The sequence below is a fragment of the Clavibacter tessellarius genome (assembly GCF_001618005.1).
Classification (GTDB): Bacteria; Actinomycetota; Actinomycetes; order Actinomycetales; family Microbacteriaceae; genus Clavibacter; species Clavibacter tessellarius_A.
Map to the genome: position 1 here is coordinate 29,296 of NZ_LQXA01000047.1, position 26,857 is coordinate 56,152.

At 73.8% G+C, this 26,857-nt stretch carries 23 protein-coding genes; 13 read left to right on the forward strand and 10 right to left on the reverse strand.

The features are described 5' to 3' along the window. Nucleotides 1-154 precede the first annotated feature (154 nt). From AWH51_RS12380 to AWH51_RS12405, 6 genes are all read left to right on the forward strand, one after another. On the forward strand, nt 155-1,219 hold the full coding sequence (locus tag AWH51_RS12380; protein WP_063072374.1) for an extracellular solute-binding protein: 1,065 nt from the start codon (nt 155-157) through the stop codon (nt 1,217-1,219). Nucleotides 1,220-1,222: 3 nt separating this feature from the next. Continuing rightward, a complete protein-coding gene (locus AWH51_RS12385; protein ID WP_063072375.1) occupies nt 1,223-2,215 on the forward strand; it encodes an ABC transporter permease in 993 nt (330 codons plus the stop codon). Continuing rightward, entirely contained in the window at nt 2,212-3,009 is a 798-nt protein-coding gene (locus AWH51_RS16330) for an ABC transporter permease (RefSeq protein WP_063072376.1), read from the forward strand. The genes AWH51_RS12385 and AWH51_RS16330 overlap by 4 nt, the downstream gene beginning before the upstream one ends. After that, entirely contained in the window at nt 3,006-4,205 is a 1,200-nt protein-coding gene (locus tag AWH51_RS12395) for an ABC transporter ATP-binding protein (RefSeq protein ID WP_063072377.1), read from the forward strand. Before AWH51_RS16330 ends, AWH51_RS12395 begins: the two co-directional genes overlap by 4 nt. Further along, nucleotides 4,202-5,041, forward strand: a complete 840-nt coding sequence (locus tag AWH51_RS12400; RefSeq protein WP_063072378.1) for an MBL fold metallo-hydrolase — start codon at nt 4,202-4,204, stop codon at nt 5,039-5,041. The genes AWH51_RS12395 and AWH51_RS12400 overlap by 4 nt, the downstream gene beginning before the upstream one ends. A gap of 65 nt (nt 5,042-5,106) precedes the next feature. Beyond that, the gene (locus AWH51_RS12405) at nt 5,107-6,108 is read left to right on the forward strand and encodes an EamA family transporter (protein ID WP_175345524.1); all 1,002 of its coding nucleotides are present in this window, start codon (nt 5,107-5,109) and stop codon (nt 6,106-6,108) included. A gap of 21 nt (nt 6,109-6,129) precedes the next feature. On the opposite strand, the gene AWH51_RS12410 is transcribed toward AWH51_RS12405, so the two are convergent. The 4 genes from AWH51_RS12410 to ddaH form a co-directional block, all read right to left on the reverse strand. Then, complete coding sequence (locus tag AWH51_RS12410) at nt 6,130-6,549, reverse strand: hypothetical protein (protein WP_063072379.1); 420 nt, start codon at nt 6,547-6,549, stop codon at nt 6,130-6,132. Nucleotides 6,550-6,751: 202 nt separating this feature from the next. Continuing rightward, entirely contained in the window at nt 6,752-7,222 is a 471-nt protein-coding gene (locus tag AWH51_RS12415) for a hypothetical protein (RefSeq protein WP_063072380.1), read from the reverse strand. A 159-nt stretch (nt 7,223-7,381) separates the two neighbouring features. Next, nucleotides 7,382-8,626, reverse strand: a complete 1,245-nt coding sequence (gene rocD / locus AWH51_RS12420) for an ornithine--oxo-acid transaminase (protein ID WP_063072448.1) — start codon at nt 8,624-8,626, stop codon at nt 7,382-7,384. 20 nt (nt 8,627-8,646) lie between these two features. Beyond that, nucleotides 8,647-9,489, reverse strand: coding sequence for a dimethylargininase (gene ddaH / locus AWH51_RS12425; RefSeq protein ID WP_063072381.1), 843 nt, complete (start codon nt 9,487-9,489; stop codon nt 8,647-8,649). 183 nt (nt 9,490-9,672) lie between these two features. On the opposite strand from ddaH, the gene AWH51_RS12430 reads away from it, so the two are divergent. Further along, nucleotides 9,673-10,110, forward strand: a complete 438-nt coding sequence (locus tag AWH51_RS12430) for an Lrp/AsnC family transcriptional regulator (RefSeq protein WP_011931848.1) — start codon at nt 9,673-9,675, stop codon at nt 10,108-10,110. A gap of 192 nt (nt 10,111-10,302) precedes the next feature. After that, entirely contained in the window at nt 10,303-11,241 is a 939-nt protein-coding gene (locus AWH51_RS12435; protein WP_063072382.1) for a hypothetical protein, read from the forward strand. Nucleotides 11,242-11,250: 9 nt separating this feature from the next. Here AWH51_RS12435 and AWH51_RS12440 read toward each other — a convergent pair whose 3' ends face one another. Together AWH51_RS12440 and AWH51_RS16085 are read right to left on the reverse strand one after the other, a co-directional pair. Then, nucleotides 11,251-11,622, reverse strand: coding sequence for a hypothetical protein (locus AWH51_RS12440; RefSeq protein WP_063072383.1), 372 nt, complete (start codon nt 11,620-11,622; stop codon nt 11,251-11,253). Nucleotides 11,623-11,744: 122 nt separating this feature from the next. Then, nucleotides 11,745-12,635, reverse strand: a complete 891-nt coding sequence (locus tag AWH51_RS16085; protein ID WP_131798139.1) for a hypothetical protein — start codon at nt 12,633-12,635, stop codon at nt 11,745-11,747. A 174-nt stretch (nt 12,636-12,809) separates the two neighbouring features. On the opposite strand from AWH51_RS16085, the gene AWH51_RS12445 reads away from it, so the two are divergent. The 4 genes from AWH51_RS12445 (at nt 12,810) to AWH51_RS12460 (ending at nt 20,108) form a co-directional block, all read left to right on the forward strand. Further along, entirely contained in the window at nt 12,810-13,178 is a 369-nt protein-coding gene (locus AWH51_RS12445; RefSeq protein WP_063072384.1) for a GntR family transcriptional regulator, read from the forward strand. 103 nt (nt 13,179-13,281) lie between these two features. After that, a complete protein-coding gene (locus AWH51_RS12450) occupies nt 13,282-17,523 on the forward strand; it encodes a Pls/PosA family non-ribosomal peptide synthetase (protein ID WP_063072385.1) in 4,242 nt (1,413 codons plus the stop codon). Further along, on the forward strand, nt 17,520-18,833 hold the full coding sequence (locus AWH51_RS12455; RefSeq protein ID WP_063072386.1) for a M1 family metallopeptidase: 1,314 nt from the start codon (nt 17,520-17,522) through the stop codon (nt 18,831-18,833). Before AWH51_RS12450 ends, AWH51_RS12455 begins: the two co-directional genes overlap by 4 nt. A 114-nt stretch (nt 18,834-18,947) precedes the next feature. Then, complete coding sequence (locus AWH51_RS12460) at nt 18,948-20,108, forward strand: ATP-binding protein (RefSeq protein WP_063072387.1); 1,161 nt, start codon at nt 18,948-18,950, stop codon at nt 20,106-20,108. A 27-nt stretch (nt 20,109-20,135) separates the two neighbouring features. Here the strand turns inward: AWH51_RS12460 and AWH51_RS12465 are convergent, their stop codons facing one another. From AWH51_RS12465 to AWH51_RS12480, 4 genes are all read right to left on the reverse strand, one after another. Next, a complete protein-coding gene (locus AWH51_RS12465) occupies nt 20,136-20,723 on the reverse strand; it encodes a 4'-phosphopantetheinyl transferase family protein (protein ID WP_063072388.1) in 588 nt (195 codons plus the stop codon). Between the two features lie 20 nt (nt 20,724-20,743). Further along, nucleotides 20,744-21,406 (reverse strand): hypothetical protein, encoded by a 663-nt coding sequence (locus tag AWH51_RS12470; RefSeq protein WP_254654574.1) that lies wholly within the window; start codon nt 21,404-21,406, stop codon nt 20,744-20,746. A gap of 233 nt (nt 21,407-21,639) precedes the next feature. Then, nucleotides 21,640-22,098: a GNAT family N-acetyltransferase gene (locus tag AWH51_RS12475; protein ID WP_063072390.1), complete on the reverse strand. Its 459-nt coding sequence runs from the start codon at nt 22,096-22,098 to the stop codon at nt 21,640-21,642. Beyond that, complete coding sequence (locus AWH51_RS12480; RefSeq protein ID WP_063072391.1) at nt 22,099-25,749, reverse strand: proline dehydrogenase family protein; 3,651 nt, start codon at nt 25,747-25,749, stop codon at nt 22,099-22,101. A 175-nt stretch (nt 25,750-25,924) separates the two neighbouring features. On the opposite strand from AWH51_RS12480, the gene AWH51_RS12485 reads away from it, so the two are divergent. Next, nucleotides 25,925-26,827, forward strand: a complete 903-nt coding sequence (locus AWH51_RS12485) for a LysR substrate-binding domain-containing protein (RefSeq protein WP_063072392.1) — start codon at nt 25,925-25,927, stop codon at nt 26,825-26,827. The last annotated feature ends 30 nt before the right edge of the window (nt 26,828-26,857 follow it).

Genomic DNA, 26,857 nt, shown 5'->3' on the forward strand with positions numbered 1-26,857 from the left:
GTCATTCCTAGCGCCTGGGGGCCCGCGCGCCGGCCGGGGCCGGGCCGAGGACCGGTTCGACCGCCGGCGTTAAGGCGGCGTTCACGTGGCGGACCGGAGCGGGCCGCTCCTCGACTTTAACGTTTTAGTCATCCCCGACGAAAGGCCCACCCGCATGTCCCTGCTCCGCACCCGCGTCGCCGCCACGGCCATCGCCGCCGTCGCCGCGCTCACCCTGGCCGGCTGCACCTCGGCCAGCACCGGCACCGGATCCACCGCCGCGGCGGGCTCCGGCGACACCTCGGCCGGCACGCTCATCACCTACAACTCCCCCACCTCCTTCGCGAACTTCGGCGCGCTGCTCACGCAGTTCGGCTCCGAGCAGTCGGTCGCCGCGCCCAGCGACACCAAGAACTCCGGCCAGGCGCTCGCCGCGCTCGTCGCCGAGCAGGCCGCACCCCAGGCCGACGCCGTCTACCTCGGCATAGCCTTCGGGCCGAAGGCCGTCGCGGCCGGCGTCACCGAGCCCTACGAGCCGGCCGGCTTCGACGCGATCCCCGACGGCCTCAAGGACCCCGAGGGCCGCTGGTTCGCCGTGCACACGGGCGCCATCGCCTTCATCTGCAACAACGAGGCGCTCCACGGCCTCCCCTGCCCCACCAGCTGGGCGGATCTGCTGAAGCCCGAGTACAAGGGGATGACCGGCTACCTCGATCCGTCGCAGGCCGCCGTCGGCTACTCGGTCGCCGCCGCCGTGAACCTCGCGATGGGCGGGACGATCGACGACTTCGGCCCCGGCATCGACTACCTGAAGCAGCTCAAGGCGAACGGCGCGGTCACGCCCGCGCAGACCGCCACGGCCAAGGTCGTGCAGGGCGAGATCCCGATCCTCATCGACGCCGACTTCAACGGCTACGCGGCGAAGTACAACGACGGCGCCCCGCTCGACGTCGTGATCCCCGCCGAGGGCTCCCTCCAGGTGCCCTACGTCGCGGCGCTCGTGAAGGACGCCCCGCACCCGGAGCTCGGGAAGGAGTGGCTCGACTACCTGCTCTCCGCGGAGGGCCAGTCGACGCTCGCGGGCGGCTACGTGCGCCCGATCTCGGGCGAGGTTCCCGCGGAGATCGCCGACAAGGTCGAGAGCGCGGAGGACTTCGCGCGCGCCCAGGTCGTCGACTACGCCGCCCTCGCCGACGCGCAGGCGGCCTTCGTCACGCGCTACCAGGCCGAGGTCCGCTAGACCGTGCCCACGCGCCCCCTCCGGGTCGGCTGGGGCGGCCTCGTCGTCGCCCTCCCCGCCCTCGCGCTCCTCGTCTGGTTCCTGCTGCGGCCCCTCGCGGGTCTCGTGATCGACTCGCTGCACCGCACGGTCCTCGGCGTGCGCGAGGGCGGGCTCACGCTCGACAACTACGCGGCGCTCGTGGCCGACGACCGGCTCCGCGCCTCCCTCGTCACCACGGTGCTGCTGTCCGCGGGCGTCACGCTCGTGACGCTCGCCATCTGCACGCCCGCCGCCATCACGCTCGCCCGCTCCGGGCCGCGCACGTCCGCGCTGGTGGACGCCGTGCTCGTCTTCCCGCTCGCGTTCCCGGGCATCGTCATCGGCTTCTTCGTGATCGTCATGCTCGGCCGCAACGGGCTGCTCTCGCAGGCGATCGAGGCCGTCACGGGCGATCCCGGCGGGCGCTGGGCCTACACGGCCGGCGGGCTCGCGGCGGCGTACGTCTACTTCTGCATCCCGCGCGTGATCGGCACGCTGCGCGGCGCCGCGTCCGGGCTCGACCCCGAGCTCACCGCCGTCGCCGCGTCGCTCGGCGCGTTCCCCGCCCGCGTCGCGTGGTCGGTGACAATGCCGCTGCTGCGCGGCCCGCTGCTCGCGGCGGCCGGCGTCTGCATGGCGACCTCGCTCGGGGCGTACGGGACGGCCGCGACGCTGTCCGAGGGGATCCGCGTGCTGCCGCTGGATGTGGCCGACGCCCTCTACAACCAGGGCGACCAGGGCCTCGCGGCCGCGCTCTCCGTGGTGCTCGCGCTGCTCGCGGTGCTGTCGCTCGTGCTGTGCGCGGTCGGGGCGCGGATCGTCGACGGGCGGGGGGCCCGCTCGGGCGGGGCGTCGGATGCGCTGGTCGCATCGGTCGCGCCGGTCGCCGTGCCGCCCGCGCACGCCGCACCCGCGGCCGCTGCTGCCCCCGACCCCGCCGCGGCGCCCCTCGCCGCAGGCCGGGGCATCCGATGAGCCGCCGGCCCGGGCACCGCGATCGCGTCGGCCCCGCCGCCCTCGCGCTGTGCGTCGCGTTCGTGCTCGTCCCGATCCTCGGCACCCTCGCCGTCTCCGTGTCGCCCGACGCCTCCCGCGGGCCGCTCGTCGGCGGGATCACCGCGGACTGGTACGCGATGGCGTGGGAGCTGCTGCGCCCGCGCGTCGGCCCGACGCTCGCCGTGACCGCGGTCGTGCTGGTGCTCGCGCTCGTCGTCGTGCTGCCGCTCTGCCACGCGCTCGCCCGCCGGCTGGTGCCGGGCGGGTCGGCCGTGCGGCAGATCACGATGCTCCCGCTCGCGGTGCCGGGCGTCGCGCTCGGCCTCGCCCTCGCGGCGTCGGATCCCGCGCTCCGCTCCAGCGGCACCCTCCTCGTGGTGGGCCAGCTCCTCATCGCGCTGCCGTTCCTGGTGGCCGGGCTCGTGCCGTCGCTCGCGGCGGTGGAGCTCGTCGAGGCGGAGCGCGTGGCCGCGACCCTCGGCGCGGGACCCGTGCGGCGGCTCGTCACGATCACGCTGCCGGCGATCCGCCTCCCGCTCGCGGCCGCGCTGCTCATGGCCGCGGCGCTGTCCATCGGCGAGTTCAACCTCAGCTTCTTCGTGGTGCCGCCCGCCAACCAGACCGCGCCGTTCGCGCTCTACTCCGCCTTCACCACCCAGCGGCTCGAGCTCGGCGCCGCGGGATCCCTGCTCTTCGGCGTGGCCCTCGTGCCCGCCGCCGTCGCCGCCGCCCTGCTGGCGCGCAACGCCCTCTCCCGGAAGGAGAACGCATGACCGTCATCGACGCCCCAGCCGTCCCCGCGACCGCCGCCGTCCCCGCGCTGCGGCTGGAGGGGATCGGGCACCGCTACGGATCCACCCAGGCGGTCGCCGACGTGAGCCTCGAGGTCGCGCCGGGCCGCGTGCTCGCGCTCGTCGGCCCCAGCGGCTGCGGGAAGTCCACGCTGCTGCGCCTCATCGCGGGCCTCCTCACCCCGTCGAGCGGATCCCTCCACCTCGACGGCGAGGACGCCACCCGCCTCCGCGCCGAGCGGCGCCGCATCGGCTACGTGCCGCAGTCGTACGCGCTGTTCCCGCACCTGAGCGTGCGCGACAACGTGGCGTACGGCCTCCGCGCGCAGAGGGTGCCGCGCGCCGAGCGCGACGAGCGGGTGGACCACGCGCTCGAGCTCACCCGCATGACCGCGTACGCCGACCGCTCCCCCGCCCAGCTCTCCGGCGGGCAGCGCCAGCGGGTCGCGCTCGCCCGCGCCCTCGCGATCCGTCCCCGCGTGCTCCTGCTCGACGAGCCGCTCTCCGCGCTCGACCCGCAGCTGCGCGACGGCATGCGCCGCGACCTCCGGCGCCTGCTCGCCGAGGCGGACTGCTGCACCATCATCGTCACGCACGACCAGGCCGAGGCGCTCGCGCTGGCCGACGAGGTCGCGGTGATGCGCGACGGGCGCCTCGTCCAGCGCGACTCCGTCGACGGGGTGTGGAGCAGGCCCCTGGATCCGTTCGTGGCGGAGTTCGTCGCGGGCGCCGCGGCCCTGCCCGCCATGGCGGCCGACGGCGAGCTCGTCGTCGCCGAGGGCTGGCGCATGCCGCTCGCGCCGTTCCTCGCGGACGGCGCGGCCCCGGTCGACGGCGCGTGCTTCGCGGTGGTCCGGCCGGTCGACGGCGCGAGCCTGCACGAGCGGCCGGTCGACGGATCCCGCGCCGCCGTGATCGTCGACGTCGAGCCGCGCGGATCCAGCTGGTCGCTCCGGCTGCGGCTCGTGGGCGACGGATCCAGCGCGGTCGACGGCACCGAGCTCACGGTCTCGAGCGCCACCCCGCGCCTGCCGGGCCACGCCGTGCACCTGCGCCTCGACGCATCGGGCACGACCGTGCACGCCTCCCCCGCCGCCTCCCCGGACGCGGCACCCCCGACCCCCGGCCCGGACGCGCGACGCCGCGACCGCGCCCGCACGAGAGGACGACGCGCATGACCTGGACCCTCGACATCCTGGGCGTCGCGGCCACCGCGCCCGTCGCCGGATCCGCCGCCAGCGGCTACCTGCTCCGCGGCCCGCACGGCTCGGTGCTCGTGGACTGCGGCCCCGGCATCGTGCGCGAGCTGGCCGAGCGCGGCGCCCTCGACGACCTGGTCGCCGTGGTCGTCACGCACCGGCACGCCGACCACGCGCTGGACCTCGGCGCCCTCGCGTTCCGCCTGCAGTTCCCGCGGCCGCGCGAGAGCCGCGTGCCCCTCCACCTGCCCGCCGAGAGCCTCGACTACGTGGAGTCCTTCGACGAGCTCATCGGGATCCCGACCGTGCCGACGCTGCAGGCCCCCCTCGCGCAGGCCTTCGACGTGCGCGGGCTCGACCTCGCGACGCCGACCCCGTTCGAGGTCGCGCCGGGCCTCCGCCTCACCGCCTTCGCCGCGCACCACGCGGTGCCGAGCGCGTCGCTGCGCTTCGAGGACGCGGATACCGGCGCGACGATCGCCTTCTCGAGCGACACGTCCGACTGCCCCGGCCTCCGCGCCGCCGCGCACGAGGCGGACCTGTTCGTCTGCGAGGCGACCTACCTCTCGGCCACGCCGCAGGAGCTCGAGGGCCACGGGCACCTCACCGGGCAGGGCGCGGGCCGCGTCGCCGCGGGATCCCGGGTCGGCACGCTGCTCGTCAGCCACATCGCGGACCAGGCCATCGCCCCGCGGATCCTCGCGGACGCCGCGGGAGCGGCCGGCACCCCGGTGTCCACGCTGCTCGCCCGCCCGGGCGCGCGGTTCCCGCTCGAGCGGCGGACCCCGGCGCGGGAGCGGGCCGCGGGCCGCTGACCGGCGGGGCGGGAGACGGACCCGAGTAGCGCGACCGCCCGTCCCCGCATCGGTACGCTCGCGAGGTGACCAGCCCCGGGGACGCCGCCGACGCCGCGGGCGCGCACCCGGGATCCGCGCCCGGCACCACCCCGGCCGGCGTCGAGGCCGCGGTCGCCGACGTGGCGGACGCGACGGACCCGACGGACGCGGCGAGCGCAGGGCACGCCTCGAGCCCCGGGGACGCCGCCGCGGGCGCCGCGCTCCAGGTCGGCACCATCGTGAGCGTCAGCCTCGGGTCGTCGCTCGCCGGCCTCGCGATCCCCGCGGTCGGCCCCGTGCTCGTCGTCGCCGCCCGGCAGGTGATGATGGCGGCGCTCGTGCTGCCGGTCGCGCGGCCGCGGATCCACCGCATGACGCGCGCACAGCTCGTGCCGGCCGTGCTGCTCGGCCTCTCGCTCTCGCTGATGAACCTGTCGTACTACGCCGCCGTCGACCGCCTGGGCCTCGGCATCGCGGCGACCATCGAGTTCCTCGGGCCGCTGTCCATCGCGCTGCTCGCCTCGCGCCGCCTGCTCGACGCGGCGTGCGCGCTCGTCGCGGCCGCGGGCGTCGTCGTGCTCACCGGGCTCGAGGGGCGGATCGACGCGTTCGGCCTGGTCTGCGGCGCGACGGCGGCCGTGACCTGGGCCGCCTACATCGTCTTCACACGGCGGGTGGCGGAGCGGCTGCCGGGCTTCCAGGGGATCGCGGTCGCCAGCGTCGTGAGCCTCGTCGTGCTGGTGCCGTGGGCGCTCCTCACGCTCGACGTCGCGGCGCTCGACGGGCGGATCCTCGGCCTGCTCGTGGCGATCGGCCTGCTCTCGTCCGCGGTGCCCTACTCGCTCGACACCGTGATCCTCCGCCGCATCACCCCGCGCCTGTTCGCCGTGCTCACGAGCCTCAGCCCGGTGGTCGCGGCGATCCTCGGCGTGATCGTGCTGCACGAGACGCTCACGCCGGTGCAGCTCGGCGCGATCGTGGTGGTGTGCGGCGCGGCGGGCGTCGCCATCGCGACGCGCCCGCCGGCCGCTCGGCCGCCCTCCTGAGGGCGGGGCCGACCTCGACTCCTAGCTGTGCCCGAAGGGGGTGCACTGCCCGGCCGGGCCACCACGGTAGGTGACGCAGCGCGGGGAGTCGTTCGTGACGTGCCAGTGCTCGCCCGGTCGGACGTTGACCCGGTAGGTGTTCAGTCCGCCGATGTCGCTGCAGGACCGCGAGGCATTGAGCTGTGCCCCGTACCGGCCCCCGGCCGGCGCCTCGACGGGGACGGCGTTCCATCCCGGGGACAGCGGGACGCAGTACACGTGCCCGTGCGAGAACGTCCGGACGTTCATCCCGTGGAGCTGGCCTCCCGATACGTAGACGTCGACGCCGTTCCACGGCGCCGTGTGCGGGCCCGCCTCCGGGGAGGCGCTCGCCGACTGGGCGGCGAGGGGCAGGACGCTGACGACGCCCGCGAGGGCCAGCGCGCAGGCGAACAGCCGCATGCCGCGGCGGGGGGGGCGCGGAGGGACAGGGAGGAGGGAGCGGTGGGCATGGTGGTGAGCTTTCTGGAAAGGGGTGGGATCCGGTGCGTGCGCACCGGCCGATGCACCGTATCCGCGGCCGCCCCGCGTACGCGCTCACTCTCCCCACCGCCCGTCGCGCCCGGCCGCGGCGAGCGGCCGAGCGCGAGATCGGGCTCGCCGTCTACGAGCGCCGGTACGGGGTGCACTGCCCTGCGGGGCCGCCGTGGAACGGCACGCAGCGGGGGCTGTCGTTCGTGACGTGCCAGCGCTCGCCGGCTCGGACGTGGATGATGTAGGTGTTCGTGCCGCCGAAGTCGGTGCAGGACTTCGAGGGCGCCAGCTCGGCGCCCGACCGGCCCGCGACCGGCGCCTCGATGGGGACGGCGTTCCACCCCGGGGACAGCTCGACGCAGTACTGGTGCCCGTTGGAGAAGGTGCGGACCGCCATCCCGAACAGCTTGCTGTGCGTGATGTAGACGTCGACCCCGTTCCAGGGCCCCGAGTGCGGGCCCGCTTCCGGCTGGGCGCTCGCGGACTGCGCGGCGAACGGGAGGACGCTGACGGCGCCCGCGAGGGCCAGCGCGCAGGCGAGCATCCGCATGCGGCGGCGCGGGGCGCGGACGGACGGGGAGGAGGGAGCGGTCGGCATCATGGTCGGCCTTCTGAGAGGAGGGGGTCCGACGCGTACGCGCCGGCGGCTGCACCGTACCGGCCGGCCCCCCGGCGGGGTGCCGGCTCTCCCCACCGCCGCGCGGGACGACGACGCCCGCCCGCCCTCACGGGCGGACGGGCGCGACGAGTGGGCGACGGATCAGCGCGCCCCGAGCTCCGTCAGCACGTCGGCGAGCTGCTCCACGGCCCAGACGAGGTCCTCCTCCTCCACCACGATGGGCGGCGCGAGCCGGATCGTGGAGCCGTGCGTGTCCTTGGCGAGCACGCCGCGCTCGGCGAGCCGCTCGCAGACCGCGCGGCCCGTGGCGAGATCCGGGTCGATGTCGATGCCGGCCCACAGCCCGCGACCGCGCACCTCGAGCACGCCGTGGCCCACGAGATCCGCCAGCCGCGCGTGCAGCACGCCGCCGAGCCGACGCGCGCGCTCCTGCGGCTCGCCGGTCGCGAGCATGTCGACCACCGCGTGGCCGACCGCCGCGGCCAGCGGGTTGCCGCCGAACGTGGATCCGTGCTGCCCCGGCTGGATGACGCCCAGCACGTCCGCGTCGCCGACGACCGCGGAGACGGGCACGATGCCGCCGCCGAGCGCCTTGCCGAGGAGGTACAGGTCGGGCACCACCCCGGCGTTGTCGCACTCGAAGGTCGCGCCCGTGCGGCCGAGGCCCGACTGGATCTCGTCCGCGATCATCAGCACCCGCTCGCGCGTGCAGATCCGCCGCACGTCCGCGAGGAACGTGGCGGGCGGCACGACGATGCCGGCCTCGCCCTGGATCGGCTCGACGAGCACGGCGACCGTGTCCCCGTCGATCGCGGCCTCGAGCGCCGCGGCGTCGCCGTACGGCACGGTCACGAACCCGGGCGTGAACGGCCCGAAGTCGGCGCGCGCCTCCTCGTCGTCGCTGAAGCTCACGATGGTGGTGGTGCGGCCGTGGAAGTTGCCGGCCATCACGATGATCTTCGCGCGGCCCGCGGCCACGCCCTTCACCCGGTAGCCCCAGGCGCGCGCGACCTTGATCCCGGACTCCACGGCCTCGGCGCCCGTGTTCATCGGCAGGACCATGTCCTTGCCCGCGAGCTCGGCGAGCGCGGTCACGAACGGGCCGAGCTTGTCGTTGTGGAACGCGCGGCTCGTGAGCGTGATCCGGCCGAGCTGCTCGGTCGCGACCCGCACGAGCTCCGGGTGCGAGTGCCCGAAGTTCACGGCCGAGTAGGCCGCGAGGCAGTCGAGCAGGCGCCGGCCGTCGAGGTCGGTGACCCACGCGCCCTGGCCGGACGCGACCACGACGGGCAGCGGGTGGTAGTTGTGCGCGGCGTGGGCCTCCTCGGCGTGGATGGCCAGGGCGCCGGCCTCGGAGGCGGCGGGGCGGTCGATGGTGTCGGTCATGTCCTCGTCCGTCCTGATCGTCACTGTCGCAGCTCGAGCGTGCAGCACTTCACGCCGCCGCCGCCGAGCAGCAGCTCGGACAGGTCGACGCCGATGGGCTCGTAGCCGCGCTCGCGCAGCGACGCCTCGAAGCCCACGGCCTTCTCGGCGATCACGACGTGGAGGCCGTCGCTGTAGGAGTTGAGGCCGAGGATCGACGCGTCCTGCTCGCTGACCTCGATCGCGTCCGGGTAGCGGCGCTCGAGCTCGTCGAGGCTCGCGGCGTCGAAGGCGCTCGGCAGGTAGGCGATGTTGCTGTCGTCGAGCACCGCGATCGCGGTGTCCAGGTGGTAGAACGACGGGTTCACGAGGCGGAGGGTCACGACCTCGCGGTCGAAGATCCGGGCCACCTCGGCGTGGCTGGTGCTGTCGCTGCGGAAGCCGGTGCCCGCGAGGATCGTGTCGCCGACGAGGAGGATGTCGCCCTCACCCTCATTGACCTGCTCGGGCACGCGCACGTCGAAGCCCGCCTCGCGGAACCAGTCCATGTACGCGGGGCCCTCGGGCTGGCGCTCGGGAAACTGGAACGCGGCGCCGTACGCGATGCCGTCGAGCGTGAAGCCGCCGTTGGCCGCGTAGACCATGTCCGGCAGGCCCGCGATGCCGTCGATCAGCTCGACCTGGATGCCGAGGCCCACGTACGCGTCGTGCAGGGTCTGCCACTGGCGCACCGCGAGCGAGGTGTCGGTCGGGACGGCCGGGTCCATCCAGGGGTTGATCTTGTAGACCACGTCGAAGTGGTCGGGCCGGCACATCAGCACGCGCTTCGCGACAGGGGTGCGGCCGGATGCGGTGTCCGCGGGCCGGGAGAGGGTGGAGGGCATGGTGCTCCTGCTTCGTGCGGCGCGCCTCGCGGCGCGGTCGTGGAGGCGGACGATGTCCCAGAGCCCCGAGGGGACGCCTTCCCGTCAGCCTGGCAGGCGCATCACGCCCGTTCGAGAGGGTGCCGCGCGGATTCCGCGCGTCCGACCCCCGTCCCACGCAGGATCCCGCCATAGGCTCGGAGCATGGACAACCTCGACCACCGGATCATCGACCTCCTCCGCCAGAACGGACGCGCCGGCTACGGCGACATCGGCGGCACCGTCGGCCTCTCGGCCAGCGCGGTGAAGCGGCGGGTAGACCGACTGGTGGCCGACGGCGTGATCCGCGGCTTCACGATCCAGGTCGACCCCGCGGTCGACGGCCTCAGCACCGAGGCCTACGTGGAGCTGTTCTGCCGCGGGACGGTCGCGCCCGACGAGCTGCGCCGGATCCTCCAGGGCGTCCCCGAGGTCGTCGACGCGGGCACCGTCACGGGCGACGCCGACGCCATCGTGCGCATCCGCTCCCGCGACATCCCGAGCCTCGAGGACGCGCTCGAGAAGGTGCGCCTCGCCCCGAACGTCGACCACACCCGCAGCGCGATCGTGCTCTCGCGGCTGGTGAACCGGACGCTGGAGTAGGGCTGGCCGATCCGCCTGCTCCGCGGACCAGTGCGCCATGTAGCATCCGGTCCCCACCATCGACGACTCGGAACAAGAGTGCCCTCTCGCTCATGGCAACGCCCCTCGTCGTTGGACACGCGTCCTCGCTTCCGCGCGTCTGCAGTTCGTGGTGACATCCGCTTCATGCGGAGATGATCGAAAGGATATGAAGTGGGCGTGGATTGGGCGGAGGTTGCCGATCGAGCCGTCGTTGCCTTCCTGTTGGTCGCCGTACTCGAGGGCGCCGTATTGGCCGGGTTCCTCGTGTGGGTCGGAACAGGTGCTTTCTCATCGAGGAACGCGGCCCTCCGACAGGCATCTGAGCGCATCAGCGAGTTGAACGGAGGGAGGGGCATCTCCTTCGTGCAATCCGCTGCGGGCATCATCGGGCACAGCTTCTCCACCCTCTTCCGCCCCGTCGCCGGACTGCGTCGCGCAGATGCGAGCTGGGCGCGCGACGTGCAGAAGCGCGCAAAGAATGCGCTCACTGCAGAGGACGAAGTCACTCTCTTGGCGATGCTCACTTCTGTATGCGCTGGAGTGGGCATCGCTGCTGAGGCCGTCGGCGACGCCCGCAGCCAGGATCCTGCGGCGTCCTCAAGGCGCCCTTCGCCGTCGGAGACGAGGACCCGCATGCAGGTGCTCCGGGAGCGCACGCGCGAGGACCTCGAGGATGCCCGGAACCTGAGCGACGTGCGTAGCCGACTGAAAGCAGCGCGATGGGGCCTTCTCGTCGCCGGAATCCGCTCTCTGAAAGAGGAACGACACCGGGCACACTGGCAACGGCTGGGGGCGACATGTGCTGACTACATCGGTCGCGGAGCGGCCTTCAACCTCGTCGTGACGATGTTGATCGCCAGACGGGTGGCGGACATCGAGACCCTCCTCAGCATCACTTCGTTGCTCGGAGGAGCCATCGGAGCCATCGCGTTCGCGGCGATGCTACTGAAGAAATGCCAGGGCGCCACCACGCCCGAATCGTCGAGATTCCTCTCGCGCTTGACGCAGCGACCACTCGTGATCGCGCTCTCGGCTCCTACCTGGACCGCGGGATTTACAGCCGGCGCATACGCCTTCATGCAGTGGCTGCCGACTGTGCTGCCGGCTTGACGGAATCGATCAGGCGAACAGCGCCACCAGGATCACGACGTAGATGACGACGAAGAGCGCCGGGATCGCGTAGCGGATCAGGTTCGTGAGGCCCTCGGCGGCGATGACCGTGCGCGCCGCGTGCGAGGTGGCGCCGGACTCGCGGAGGTCGCGGGCGATCGCGATGGCCTGCGAGTTGATGGAGAACTGCACGGCGGCGCCGAGGGCGCCGGTGGCGAGCAGGATCAGGGCGGCGGCGAGGCGCGTGCCGAGGTCGGCGTCGGCGAGGCCGGTGCGCAGCAGGAACACCGTGGCGGTGAGCAGGAAGATGGGGCCGAGCTGGCTCGTGATCATCTGCTTGCGGGCGCGCGACCACATCGTGATCAGCTCGAGCTCGGACATGCGGGACCTCCTGTCGGCGGCCGTGCGTGCCGCAGGTACATTCTGCCTCGCCGAAGACCTCTGCGCACTTAGATCGTCAGGCCATCCGCCTGAGAAGCGGGAAGCTCAACAGCCTCCGCAAATTAGACCTTCCGCATCATTGCGGATAAGAAATCGATCATCTGCGCGAGGGGCATCTCTGAACCTTCGCTCGGGCCAGCTTTTAGATCCGGCGGGGAACCCAAAATGCGCCCTGCAAAGGCAGCGTAGATAGCATCGCGTTGACTATCACCTTGAATTGCATCCACGAAAGCAGGTAAAGACTGTAGCTGAACTTCAAGGGCCCGAGCCCAGTCGGCAATACGTCGATGGCCAGTCGCCTGCCTTCCACAGTAGGCAGCCAGCCCCACTATCGCCGCAATTGAAGTCAACCGAACCACAAGTGCCGGCCATTCCGCCACAGTAGGATGAGGCAGCGCGAAGGATGAAACACCGGCGGCAACTATGAGCACAATAGTCGCCCCTCTGAATATATTTGCTGACTTATGCTGAGCGTTTGCATAAGCTTGAAAATAGGAATAGAGCTTTAATCCCCCAACCTCACCAGACGCGCTTTTCACAACGCGGGCCGTGTTCTCGATGCTTTCGACGGCAACCTTGGCCCTCTCCTCCATTTCTTCGGAAGTTTTTGAGGAAGCAATGTCCTGTAAGTCGCCGGTGAGCAAGTCCTGAATCTCGAACGCAATTTGCCTTTCTGCCCGGGTTCCGTCGTCAATATCGATAAACGTCTCAACGTGCTGAAGAAGTTTTTGAATTAGCTCGCGCGCCCAGTCATGCAAAGCACCGGCTTTATCGCGCGGAACGCTGGGCAGGGCCCCGAGGACATCTTCAACATCAGTCCAGAACGCACTTCGCACGTCAGAGCCATCTAGAATATCTGGACTGGTGGCTGCCGCTTGCCTCACCCGCCGAACCGCTACGTCCGCCAGTCGCTGCCCTTCTGCACTAACCCCGTCCATTTCAGCGATGGCCATAAGAAGCGCATCGAGACGGCGAAGGAATGGATCATTTAGGGGCACATGCCACACAATACAGTGAATACGTACCCTGTGGCTAGAAATACTTAAATGAGAGAAGCAGCGTTGAGCCGGTGCCACGGACGTGCATGTCGCGCCCGTCGGCGGCCCGCGGCTCGCTAGCCTCGGCGCATGGATCCCGCGCCCGGCTACCGCATCGACCCGGGCTCCGCGACCCCTCCCTTCGAGCAGCTCCGCGCCGAGGTCGCGCGCCGGGCCGTCGACGGCGAGCTGCCGGCTGGCGCGCGGCTGCCGACCGTGCGGGCGCTCGCCGAGCAGGCGGGCGTCGCCGTCAACACGGTCGCGCGGGCCTACAAGGAGCTCGAGGCCGACGGCGTGATCGAGACGCGCGGACGCGCCGGGTCGTTCGTCGCCGCGCGGGACGACGTGCCACAGGCGCTCCGGGCATCCGCCGCCGCGTACGCGCAGCTCGCCCGGCGGCTCGACGCCTCCGACGCCGACGCGCGACGGCTGGTGGACGAGGCGCTCGCGGCCGGCTGATCCGCCGCCGCGGGCTCCGGAGCCCCGGGGTCGCCGCGATTCCACCTCCCGTTCACCCGGAGGCCCGACAGTACGCACGCCGCCCGTCCCGATCGGAGATCACATGCCCGAGTCCTCCCCGGAGGCGGCGACGCCGCACGACGACGCGCAGGCCGTGAGCGCACCGGCTCCGGCTCCCGCTCCCGCTCCCGCTCCCGCTCCCGCTCCCGCTCCCGCTCCCGCTCCCGCTCCCCCCGTGGCGACCACCGGACCCGGGACCGAGACCGACGCCGATGCCGCCGTCGCCGCGTCAGCCTCCCGCGCGCAGCGCGTCCTCGACGGGGCCGACGCCGTCACTCCCCCGCGCACGCTCGTCGACGTGCTCCGCGCGACCGTCGCCGCGCACCCCGACGCGTCCGCCATCGAGGACGGCGACGGCGCGCTCAGCTACCGCGAGCTCATGGCGCGCGTCGTGCAGGTCGCCGCATCGCTGCGGGAGGCGGGCGTGGAGAAGGGCGACCGGGTCGGGATCCGCATGCCGTCCGGATCCCGCGACCTCTACGTCACCGTGCTCGGCGTGCTCGCGGCCGGCGCCGCCTACGTGCCGGTCGACGCGGACGACCCCGAGGAGCGCGCGCGTCTGGTGTTCGGCGAGGCGCGCGTCGCGGGCGTCGTGACGGGCACGGGCGAGTTCACGCCGCGAGCTGGGGACGCGGACGCCGACGACAACGCCGACGCCGCCGCCGCCCGGGTCACGGCCGCCGCGCTCCGCATCCTCCCCGCCGCCGCCGCGCACGCCTCCACCTCCGCGCTGCCGCTGGTCGCGCCGCCCGCGCCCGAGGACGACGCGTGGATCATCTTCACCTCCGGGTCCACCGGCACCCCCAAGGGCGTCGCGGTCTCGCACCGCTCGGCCGCGGCCTTCGTCGACGCCGAGGCGCGCCTCTTCCTCCAGGACGAGCCGATCGGCCCCGGCGACCGCGTGCTCGCCGGCCTCTCGGTCGCGTTCGACGCGTCGTGCGAGGAGATGTGGCTCGCCTGGCGGCACGGCGCGTGCCTCGTGCCGGCGCCGCGCAGCCTCGTCCGCAGCGGCATGGACCTCGGGCCGTGGCTCACGACGCACGGCGTGACCATCGTGTCCACCGTGCCGACGCTCGCGGCGCTATGGCCCGCGGAGTCGCTCGAGAACGTGCGGCTGCTCATCTTCGGCGGCGAGGCCTGCCCGCCCGAGCTCGGCCAGCGCCTCGCGACCGACGGGCGCGAGGTCTGGAACACCTACGGCCCCACGGAGGCGACCGTCGTCGCGTGCGCCGCGCCGCTCGGCGGCCCCGGTCCCGTGCGCATCGGCCTGCCGCTCGACGGCTGGACCCTCGCGGTCGTCGACGCCGACGGCACCCGCGTGCCCGAGGGCGGCGTGGGCGAGCTGATCATCGGGGGCGTCGGGCTCGCGCGGTACCTCGATCCCGCCAAGGACGCCGAGAAGTACGCCCCGTTCCCCGCGCTCGGCTGGGACCGCGCCTACCGCTCGGGCGACCTCGTGCGCTTCGAGGCGGAGGGCCTCGTGTTCCAGGGTCGCGCCGACGACCAGGTGAAGGTCGGCGGTCGGCGCATCGAGCTGGGCGAGATCGAGGCGGCGCTGCAGGGCCTCGACGACGTGCAGGGCGCGGCCGTCGCCGTGCAGACCACGGGCGCGGGGAACCAGGTGCTCGTCGGCTACCTCGTGCCGCGGGATCCCGCGACCTTCTCGCGCGAGGACGCCGTGCAGCGCCTCCGCGTCGCGCTGCCGGCGGCGCTCGTGCCGCTCATCGGCGTGGTCGAGTCGCTGCCCACGCGCACCTCCGGCAAGGTCGACCGGGCCGCGCTCCCCTGGCCGCTGCCCGGCGCCGCGGGCGACGAGGGCGCCGACCTCGACGCCGAGCTGCGTCCGCTCGCCGAGATGTGGTCCGCCGCGCTGGGCACGCCCGTCGCGAGCGCCGACGCGAACTTCTTCGACCTCGGCGGCGGATCCCTGTCGGCGGCGCAGCTCGTGGCCCGGATCCGCTCGGTCGACCCCGAGTTCACGGTCGCCGACGTCTACGCCCACCCGCGCCTCGGCGCCATGCACGCGGCCATGGCCGGACGCGCGCCGCGGGCCGTGCGCACCGGGCCGCAGGTGGACGTGACGCCGACGCCGCGCCGCACCCAGTGGATCCAGACCCTCCTCGGCGCACCCCTGCTCGCCCTGCAGAGCCTCCGCTGGCTCGCGCTGCTGCTCACGGCGAGCGCGCTGCTGCGGCCGCTCGGCGGCTTCGACGCGCTGCCGGACGTGTCGTGGTGGCTGCTGATCCCCGGCCTCCTCCTCTTCGCGACGCCGTTCGGCCGCATGGCGATCTCCGCCGCCTCCGCGCGCCTGCTGCTCCGCGGCCTGACGCCCGGCGACCACCCGCGCGGCGGGAAGTGGCACCTGCGGCTCTGGCTGGCCGAGCAGATCGCGCAGCAGATCGGCGCGGTCGGGCTCGCGGGCGCGCCCTGGATCACCTACTACGCGCGGGCGCTCGGCGCGCGCATCGCCGACGACGTCGACCTGCACACGCTGCCGCCCGTCACGGGCATGCTCCGCATCGGCCGCGGCGCCTCCGTCGAGCCCGAGGTCGACCTCTCCGGGTACTGGATCGACGGCGACACCGTGCGCATCGGCGCGGTGCGCATCGGCGCGGGGTCCACGGTCGGCACGCGCTCGACGCTGCTGCCGGGCACGCGCATCGGCAAGGGCGCGGAGATCGCGCCGGGATCCGCCGTCTTCGGGCGCGTGCCGTCGGGCCAGCGCTGGGCCGGGTCGCCCGCCGCGCGCGAGGGCAAGGCGCGCGTCTGGTGGCCCGACCACCGGCCGCCGCGGAACACGCGCTGGGTCGCGGCGTACGGCGCCGCGTCGGTCGCGACCGCGCTCGTGCCGGTGGTGGCGTTCGTCGCGGGCGGCGGGATCCTCGCGACGGCGATCCGCGGATCCGCCGACCTCGGCGACACGTGGTGGCGCGGCCTCGGCGCGCTCGTGCCCGCCGTGCTCGTGACCGGGCTCGTGCTCGCGCTGCTCGTGGTGGGATCCGTGCGCCTCCTCGGCCTCGGCGTCACGGAGGGCATCCACGCCGTGCGCAGCCGCGTCGGCTGGCAGCTCTGGACCACCGAGCGCCTCCTCGACCTCGCGCGCACCGTGCTCTTCCCGCTCTACGCCGGCCTCTTCACGCCCGTGTGGCTGCGCCTCCTCGGCGCGCGCGTGGGCAAGGACGTCGAGGCGTCGACCGTGCTCCTCATCCCCGCGATGACGACGATCCGCGACGGCGCGTTCCTCGCCGACGACACGCTCGTCGCCGGCTACGAGCTCGGCGGCGGGTGGATGCGCGTCGCCCGCGCCGAGATCGGCCAGCGCGCGTTCCTCGGCAACTCCGGCATGGCGGGGCCCGGCCACAAGGTGCCGAAGGACGGCCTCGTCGCCGTGCTCTCGGCGGCGCCGACCAAGTCGAAGGCCGGATCCTCGTGGCTCGGCTCCCCGCCCGTCCGGCTCCGGCGCACGGTCGCCGCCGCCGACGACTCCCGCACGTTCCGGCCGCCGACGCGACTGCGCGTCGCGCGCATCCTCTGGGAGCTGCTGCGCGTCGTGCCCGTCTTCGTGACCTGCGCCATCGGCCTGGCCGTGCTCGTGACGCTCGCGGCGATCACCGAGGCGTGGGGTCCGCTCGTCGCGTTCCTGCTCGGCGGCGTGGTGCTGCTGGTGGCGGGCGCGGTGGCGGCGGCGGTCTCGACGGCGGCGAAGTGGATCCTCATCGGCCGCATCCGCGCGGAGGAGCACCCGCTGTGGTCGTCGTTCGTGTGGCGCAGCGAGGTGTCGGACGTGTTCACCGAGATGGTGGCCGCGCCCTGGTTCGCGTCCTCGGCCGCCGGCACGCCCGCGCTCGTCTGGTGGCTGCGGAGCCTCGGCGCGCGCATCGGATCCGGGGTGTGGTGCGACTCGCACTGGCTGCCCGAGGCCGACCTCGTGACCCTCGGCGACGCGTCCACGATCAACCGCGGCTGTGTCGTGCAGACGCATCTGTTCCATGATCGGATCATGAGCATGGACACCGTCACCCTCGACGCCGGTGCGACCCTCGGGCCGCACAGCGTCATCCTGCCCGCCGCGCGCATCGGCCCGCAGGCCACCGTGGGCCCCGCGAGCCTCGTGATGCGCGGGGAGCTCGTGCCCGAGGCGAGCCGCTGGAGCGGCAACCCGATCGGCCCGTGGCGCGAGGTGAAGACGGGTCGGTACCTGCCCGCCGAGGCCGCGCCCGCCGCCGGCGACGCCGCCCCGGCCTCCGCCGAACCCGCCGCTCCCGCGACCGCCGGTCCCCGGTGAGGACCGCCGCGGGTCCCGAGGCCGGCGACGGCTACACCCCCGAGGTCGGCTCCACCGCGTACTCCGTGGAGCGCTACGACCTCGACCTCGACTACCGCGTGGCCCGCAACCGCCTGAAGGCCCGGGCCGTGATCACCGCCACGGCCCGCGAGACCCTCCCCCGGTTCGAGCTCGACCTCACGGGCCTCCGCGTGGGCGCCGTGCGCGTCGACGGCCGGCGCGAGACCCGGCACGTGCAGCGGGGCGGGCGCCTCGTGGTCACCCCGGCCGCGCCGATCCCCGCGGGCGCGTCCTTCACGGTCGACGTCGCCTACTCCGGCGAGCCCGGCCCCCGCCGCACCGTCTGGGGCGAGCTCGGCTGGGAGGAGCTCGGCGACGGCGTGCTCGTCGCGTCGCAGCCGAGCGGCGCGTCGACGTGGTTCCCCTGCAACGACCGGCCGGACGTGCGGGCCGCGTTCCGGATCCGCGTCGCGTGCGAGGTCGACTACACGGTGGTCGCGAGCGGCCGCCTCGTCTCCCGGCTCGAGCGCTCGGGCCGCGCCACCTGGACGTACGAGCAGGACGCGCCCACCGCGCCGTACTTGGCGACCGTGCAGATCGGCCGGTACGCGGAGCGGCGCGTGCCCGCCGGATCCACCGAGGCGGTCTTCGCGTACCCGAAGCCGCGCGAGGCGCGCGTGCTGCAGGACCTCGCGCTCGTGCCGCGCATGATGGCGTTCTTCGAGACGCTGTTCGGGCCCTACCCCTTCGGCGAGTACCGCGTCGTGGTGACGGACGACGAGCTGGAGATCCCGCTCGAGGCGCAGGCGATGGCCGTGCTCGGCTCCAACCACGCCGACGGCACCGGCGGATCCGAGCGGCTCGTCGCGCACGAGCTCGCGCACCAGTGGTTCGGCAACTCGGTGGGCCTCGCGTCGTGGCAGCACATCTGGCTCAACGAGGGCTTCGCCTGCTACGCCGAGTGGCTGTGGTCGGAGGAGTCCGGCGGGCCGACCGCGGATCAGCTCGCCCGCCAGCACCACGCGCGCCTCGACCGCTACGGCACGCAGGTCGGCATCGGCGACCCCGGCCCGGAGGCGATGTTCGACGACGTCGTCTACAAGCGCGGCGCCCTCGCGGTGCACGCGCTCCGGCTGACGCTCGGCGACGCCGCGTGGCGCGCGCTGCTGCTTCGCTGGACGGATCCGGCGTGGACGGCTCCCCGCACCACCGCCGACCTCGTCGGCGCGGCCGGGGACGCGGGCGCGCTCCTGCGGGCGTGGCTCGCGGACGTGCCGCTGCCGCAGCTGCCGAAGGTCGGGCGGCGCTGAGGGGCCGCTGGCGACACCTCGGGGTCTGTGCCATCGTCGTTATACTTCGGGTCGATGTATAACAACGATAGACGTCATCCGAGCGAGTCGCTGAGCCCCTACACACCGGGATCCGTGCCGACGAGCCTCCCCGGCCGAGCGGACAAGCTGCAGCAGTTCCGCGAGGCCGCCCAGCGCATGGCATCCGACGGGCTGTTCATCCCTCGAGTGCACGTCGACCACGGACCCCGTGGGATCGGCAAGACGTCGTTGCTCCGGGAGGCGCAACGCATCTTCGGCGGGTACCGCATCCGGACCGTGCTGATCACGGCGGATCCCGACGAGGATCTGGTGCGATCCCTGCTCGGTGAGCTCCGGCAGGTGGTGGGAACCGGCACGCGTCTGCGGAAGGCCGCACTCGAGGCGATCGACTCGGCGACGGTCACATTGGGGGCGCCCGGCATCGTGCAGGTCGGCGTCTCGCTGACCCCGGAGCGCACGCCGACGGCCGCGTCGGCGAAGCAGATCCAGCAGGCGATCCGCGCCGCGATCGACGCGGTGATCCATGACGGGGACGCGGGGATCGCACTGCTCATCGACGAGATCCAGGAGGCGGACCCCGAGAGCCTGCGCACGCTCGCCTACGCATGGCAGGAGATGGCCCCGCTTCGCGCCTTCGAACCCGGGCAGCCGCGGACCGCGCTCTTCGCCGTCGGGCTGCCCGGCGCCCCGACGAAGATCAACAAGGCGGTGACGTTCAGCGAGCGCTTCAGCTTCCAGCCCCTGCACGGCCTGTCCGACGCCGGCGCGCGGGAGGCGCTCCAGGCCACGGCTGCGACCGTCGCCGTCGCCTGGGACGTAGCGGCCCTCGATCGGGCCGTATCGGAATCGAGCGGCTATCCCTACAAGGTCCAGCTGATCGGCGATGCGTCTTGGAGGGCGGCCTGCAGGCGACTCGCCCGAGAGGGCTTGCGACCGGATGACGCCATCGCGCTCGACGATGTCGTGGCCGCGCTGCCGTCCGTCGATGCGGAGATGGAGACGCTCTTCACCGCACGCTGGAGGTCGGCCAGCCCAAGCCAGCAGGACATGCTCGTCGCGGTCGCGCGGCTGGGCGGAACGGACGTGAAGCGCGCCGACCTCGCCGATGCCCTGGCGACTACCACTCGAGCCATCTCGGTCGCCCGCCAGAAGCTGCTGGACAAGGGGCTCCTCGACGCGAACAAGCACGGGCACCTGTCGTTCACCGTGCCGGGGTTCACGGAGTTCGTGCTGGACCAGGCGGAGAACGAGTGAACCCGCGTCTCCCCTGCCGCGTCCCGTTCAGCGGTCGAGCGCGCGGATCTCGACCCTGAGCGACTCCTCACCGGCGCGCCGCACACGGCGGGCGATGGCGACCACGAGGTCGGGCGCGAGCGCGACCTCCATGAGGCGGTAGCGCGCGGGCTCGCCGTCGATCCAGGCGAGCAGGCCGCGCGCGTCGTCCGCGTCGTCGGCGAACCGCACGCGCTCCGGGTCGACGCGGAGCCCGCGGCCGTCGGCCTTCAGCACCGCCTCGATCCGCACCCATCGCCCGAGCGTCATCCCGGGCGGCGTCGCGCGACCGCGCGGCTCGGCGTCGATCCCGATCGGGCCGTCGGCGCTGACCGCGACGACCACGGCGTCGCCCGCGTGCGCGACGCTGGCGTGCAGGCCGTCGAGCGCGCGGGATCCGCCGAGCACCGGGCGACCGTGCGGCCTCCCGCAGTCCGGGCATCGGGCGCGCACGGTGACGTCGGCGGGATCCGCGCCCACGATCTCCGCGGCGAGCGCCCGCAGCGCGTCGCGCCCGGCGGTGGTGCGGGCGGCGCGATCGGCGGATGCGTCGACCGGCACCACCGACACGTGCACGGCGGCGGGAGCGGGGGTCACGTGACGACCCTAGGCGGCGCTCAGAGCGCCATGCGGGCGAGCGCCACGGCGGCCGCCACCAGGGCGACCGCGGAGATCACGGCCGACGGGCCGACCCACCACCAGCCGCGGCGGGCCCGCGTGCCCTCCACGACCGCGGCCACGGCGAGCAGGAGGAGCCCCAGGGCGACGCCGCCGCGCGCGGGGGATGTGGCGTCCTCGCCGGCCAGCGCCACGAGGCCGGACATCATCAGGGCTCCCGCGAGCAGCACCCAGCCGAGCACGTGGACGGCGTGCGCGATCCGGCTCCGCAGGTCCCGCGGCCGCAGCGGCTTCGCGCCGCGCCAGCCGTCGGGGGCGCGGAGGCCGCCGACGATCGTCATGACCTCGGCGAGCTCGGCGGGCCGCTCACCCGCGGGCAGCGCGAGGAAGCGGCCGAGGTGCTCGTCGCGCACGCCGGAGGACGCGATCAGGCGCGCCAGCAGCTCGCGCTCCCGCGCGGTGGTCCACCCGGGGAACGCGATGCCCCAGCGGGCGGCCTGGTCCGGGGCGCGGACCTCGCGGTACCAGGACGCCAGCAGCAGGCGCGCGACCGCGTCTCCCGGTTCCCGCCGCACGCGGGTGCGGAGCTCGACGATCGCCTCGCGCCGCCGGCCGTCGTCCCACAGCGTCCGGGCGCGGTCGACGGTCTCGGAGCGCTGCATCCGTCCAGGGTCGCGGATCCGGGCGGGCCGCGCGCGGATCATCCCCGGTGCCGGCTGTGGAGACGGGCGCCGCCGGTGCACGAGGATCGCGGCCCTAGGCGATCCTCGCCAGGCTCCAGTACGCGGCGATCAGCGCCACGGCGACGACCCGCATCCCACATCGCCCGGGCGCGGGCGATGGCCTCCCTCTCGCGCATGCGCTCATCGTGGCAGGTCGGCGAGGCCGACCGGGCTCAGCCCAGGTCGCGCGCCAGCGTCTCGTCCGTCTCCGTGGCCTGCCGGGTGACGCCGTCGTCGTCGACGTAGGCGTACGTGGTGGTCGTGACCTCGCCCGTGCCGCGGTAGCCGAGCCGCTCGTACAGCGCGCGGGCCCGCGGGTTGTCGAGGCCGACGCCGACCGTGAGGCGGCCCGGCGCGACGCGTTCCTCGGCCGCGCGGATGATCGCCGTGCCGACGCCGCGCCCGCGCTCCGCCGCGTCGACCCGCAGGTTCCGCAGCTCCGGCGCGGCGCCGCGGAGGTCGAGCTGGCCGGAGCCCACGGGACGGTCGCCGTCCCACGCGACGAGCAGCGTGCATCCGCCCGCCTGCTGGAGCGCCCACATCGCGCGCGCGAACCCGCGGCCGGGCGGCTCCCCCTGCTCGAGCCGCCCGACCTCCGAGGCCCGGAGCGCGCGGACCTCGATCGCGGTCACCTAGATGACCGCCTCGCTCCAGTCGTCCGGGTTGCCGAAGCGGTGGGCCGTGATGCTGATGGCCTGCTCGCGCAGGAACGTGAGCATCTCGACGCGGCCGGCCGCCGTGACCTCGTCGGCGTACACGGCCACGTCGGGCGTGCCGCGGAGCGCGTCCGACAGGGCGCGCGCCTCCACGAGCCGCGCGTCGCGCGCGGCGACGAGGCGCACGCGCTCGGTCGCGATGCCGTCGGTCGCGACGCGGGCGAGCCACGCGTCGTCCGTCTCGATGATCACGTGCACGCTCGGCAGGTCCTCGAGCACCTGGCCGAGGCCGGCCGGGAGGATCCCCGGGACCGACACGTGCATCTCCGCGCGGGCGAGGCGCCCGGCCGCGAGCACGCGCAGCAGGTCGGCGAGCGCGCCCGACTCCGTGAGCCGCACCGTGACGGGCAGCGGCCGGTAGCGGAACAGGTTCCGCTCCACGCCGAGGCCGCTCGGGTCCTTCACCTGGCCGAACTCGTCGTGCCAGGCGACGGCGTCGCTGAGGGCGGAGCGGCGGACGAGATCGAAGTCCTCGTAGCGGATCGCGGGCTGCGCCGACTCGATGAGCTCCGTGACCCGCGGCGACAGCCCGCGCAGGTGCAGCGAGCTGGAGTGCCGGCCCTCGTCCGCGACCCAGGAGCCGAGGCCCATGAGGTAGTTCGGCCCGCCGGCCTTGGTGCCGGATCCGACCGAGGAGCGCTTCCAGCCGCCGAACGGCTGACGCTGCACGATCGCGCCCGTGATCCCGCGGTTCACGTAGAGGTTGCCCGCCTCGACGGTGTCGAGCCACTGCTCGAGCTCGCGCGCGTCGAGGCTGTGCAGGCCCGCGGTGAGGCCGTAGGGGATGGCGTTCTGGAAGCGGATGGCCTCCTCGAGGTTCCGCGCGCGCATCACGCCGAGCACGGGGCCGAAGAACTCGGTGAGGTGGAAGTACGACCCGGGCTTCACGCCGTCGCGGACGCCCGGCGACCAGAGGCGGCCGGTCTCGTCCTTCGCCAGCGGCTCCACGAGCCACTTCTCGCCGACGCCGAGCTGCGTGAGCGCGTGCTTGAGCTTGCCGGCGGCCGGCTCGATGATCGGGCCCATCTGCGTGGTCGGATCCGACGGGTAGCCCACGCGCAGCGACGACACCGCGTCGACGAGCTGGGTGAGGAAGCGGCGCGACTTCCCGACCGAGCCCACGAGGATCACGAGGCTCGCGGCCGAGCACTTCTGGCCGGCGTGGCCGAACGCGCTCTTCACGACGTCGGCCGCGGCCAGGTCGAGGTCGGCGCTGGGGGTCACGATGATGGCGTTCTTGCCGCTGGTCTCCGCGAGGAGCGGCAGATCCGAGCGCCAGGAACGGAAGACCTCGGCGGTCTCGTAGCCGCCCGTGAGGATCACGCGGTCGACCGCCGGGTGCGCGATGAGGTGCTCGCCGAACTCGGCCTCGCCCGCGTCGACGAGCGCGAGGAGCTCCCGCGGCACGCCGGCCTCGCGGAGCGCCTCGACCAGCACGGCGCCGGAGCGGCGGGCCTGGCCGGCGGGCTTGACGACCACGCCGCTGCCGGAGGCGAGGGCCGCGAGCATGCTGCCCGCGGGGATCGCGACGGGGAAGTTCCACGGCGGCGCCACGACGGTGACGCGCGACGGCACGAACCGGGCGCCCTGCACGCGGTCGAGGTCGCGGGCGCGCTCGGCGTAGTAGTGCGCGAAGTCCACGGCCTCGCTGACCTCGGGGTCGGCCTCCGCGATGGTCTTGCCGGTCTCGGACGCCATCACCTCGATGAGGCGCGCGCGGTTGCGCTCGATGGCCACGCCCACGCGGTGCAGCAGGGCCGCGCGCTGGTCGCCGGGTCGGGCCCCCCACGCCGCGGCGGCCGTGCGCACGCCGTCGATGATGTCGTCCAGCTGGTCGGTGGAGTCGATGCGCGCGGCGTCGATGGTGGCGACGCCGAGCCGCGAGGCCTCCACGCGCGCCAGGATCTCGCGGCCCCAGGCGCGGTTCGTCGGCAGCGCCGGATCCGTGTCCGCCGCGTTGTGGAACGGCGTGGTGGAGGCCCCGGGGTCGACGAGCGCGTCGGGCGTCAGCAGCGAGCCGCGTGTGAAGCCCTGGACCACGTTCGTGAGCTGCGGGTCGATCTCGTCCGCCGGCTCCGCGGCCGGCTCGGGCTCGGCGAGCGGATCCACGTCGTCGAGCTCCGGCGGGAAGCGGCGGTCCTGCGTGCGGTTCGGCGCCGGGATCGTGTCGTCCACGCCGGCGAGCGACGAGCGGAACCGCGACTCCTCCCGCGCGAACAGCTCGGACGACGTGCTCAGCTCGAACACCGCCGACATGAAGTTCTCCTGGCTCGCGTTCTCCTCCAGGCGGCGGATGAGGTACGAGATGGCCACGTCGAACTCGGTCGGGTGCACGACGGGCGTGTAGAGCAGCAGCCCGCCGACCGTGCGCTTCACGGCCTCGGCCTGGCCGGTGGCCATGCCGAGCAGCATCTCGAACTCGATCCGGTCGGTGACGCCGCGCTCCTCGGCGAGCAGCCACGCGTACGCGACGTCGAAGAGGTTGTGGCCGGCGACGCCGACCTTCACGGCGTCGGCCGCGGCGGGCTGGAGCGCGTGCTCGAGCATCCGCTTGTAGTGCGTGTCGGTCTGCTCCTTGGTGGCCCAGGTGGCGACGGGCCAGTCGTGCATCCGGCCGTCGACCTGCTCCATGGCGAGGTTCGCGCCCTTGACGATGCGGACCTTGATAGGCGCCCCGCCCGCCGCGCGGCGCTCCTGCGCCCACGCGGTGAGCCGCTGGAGCCCGGCGAGCGCGTCGGGCAGGTACGCCTGGAGCACGATGCCGGCCTCGAGGTCCTTCAGCTGCGGCTGGTCGAGCACGCGCGTGAACACCTCGATGGTGAGGTCGAGGTCCTTGTACTCCTCCATGTCGAGGTTGATGAACTTCGGGGTCGCGGCCCCCGATGCCAGCTCGTACAGCGGGGTGAGCCGCTCGACGACCTTCTCCACGGCCTCGTCGAACGCCCACATCGACAGCTGCGAGACGACGCTCGACACCTTGATGGAGACGTAGTCCACGTCGTCGCGGGCGAGGAGCTCGCGCGTGCCGGCCAGGCGCCGCGCGGCCTCCTGCTCGCCGAGCACGGCCTCGCCCAGCAGGTTGAGGTTGAGGCGGGATCCGCCGGCGCGCAGCTTCTCGATGGCCGGGCCGAGCTTGTCGCTCGTGGCGTCGACGATGAGGTGGCCGACCATCTCGCGCAGCACACGACGCGCGACGGGCACGACGACCTGCGGGAGGACCGGGCCGAGGATGCCGCCCGCGCGGATCGCGCCCTGCATGTACCAGGGCAGGAAGCCGGGGGTCTTGGCGGTGAGCGCGGCGAGGCTGTTGCCCGCGACCGGCAGGTCCTCCGGGCGCACGACGCGGTCGACGAAGCCGATGGTGAAGTCGAGGCCGTTCTCGTCCTTGAGGACGCCGGCGAGGCGCTCGGCGGACGGGTCGGCCGGGTGCTCGGCCGCCTCCGCGAGCCAGGTGCGCACGAGCGCGACGGACCGGTCGGCGAGGTCGTCGCGGTCCGGGGCGGGAACGACCCCGGCGAGCGTCGGGATCGCGGCGGTCTCGGGGGCGGATGCGGTCTCGGCGGTCATGCGGGAACCTCTTCGTCTCGTGTGGGCCTTCGGCCCCGTCGTCGTCGGCCGCGCGGCGAGCGCGTCCACCCAGTGTGCGACCATGCTCTCGTCGGATGCGCTGAACGTTTCCGATGATCATCGTGCGGCCCTGCCGATGATTCCATGCTCGCCTGGGTTCCCGCGGGAGGCGCACGTGCTCGAGATGCGACGGCTCCGGCTCCTGCGCGAGCTCAAGCTCCGCGGCACGATCGGCGCGGTCGCCGACGCCCTGTCGTTCAGCCCGTCGTCGGTGTCGCAGCAGCTGTCGCAGCTGGAGCGCGAGGCGGGCGTCACGCTGCTGCGCCGCGTCGGGCGGCGGGTCGTGCTCACGCCGCAGGCCGAGATCCTCGTCGAGCACACGACGGCCCTGCTCGAGCGGCTGGAGCGCGCCGAGACCGAGGTGAACGCGTCGCTCGCGAACGTGTCCGGCACGATCCGCATCGCCGCGTTCCAGTCGGCGCTGCTCGCGCTCGTGCCGCCCGCGCTCACGATCCTCCGCGACGACTACCCCGACCTCCGGGTCGAGATCACGATGCGCGAGCCCGAGTCGGGCCTGCACGACGTGTGGGCGCGCGACCACGACCTCGTCATCGCCGAGCAGTACCCGGCGCACGCGGCGCCGCGGCCGGCCGACCTCGACCGCGAGGAGCTGTGCGTGGATCCGCTCCGCCTCGGCCTGCCGCCCGGCCACGACGACGTCCGCTCCATCTCGGACGCGCGCCGCCTGCCGTGGGTGATGGAACCCGCGGGCACCGCGTCGCGCCACTTCGCCGAGCAGGTGTGCCGCGTCGCGGGCTTCGAGCCGGACGTGCGCTACGTGACGGCTGACCTGCAGGCGCACATCGACCTGGTGCGCGGCGGGCACGCGGCCTCGGTGCTGCCGGACCTGGTCTGGGCCGGCCGCGAGCCCGACGTGCGGCTCGTCGGCCTGCCGGGGTCGCCGCGGCGCACGGTGTTCACGTCGTCGCGCGTCGGGAGCCTCGACCGGCCGGGCATCCGCGCCTGCCGCGACGCCCTGGCGCGCGCGGTCGAGCTGATGGGACCGGCCGCGGGCTGACCCGTCGCCTGCTCCGCTGGGCCGTGCGAC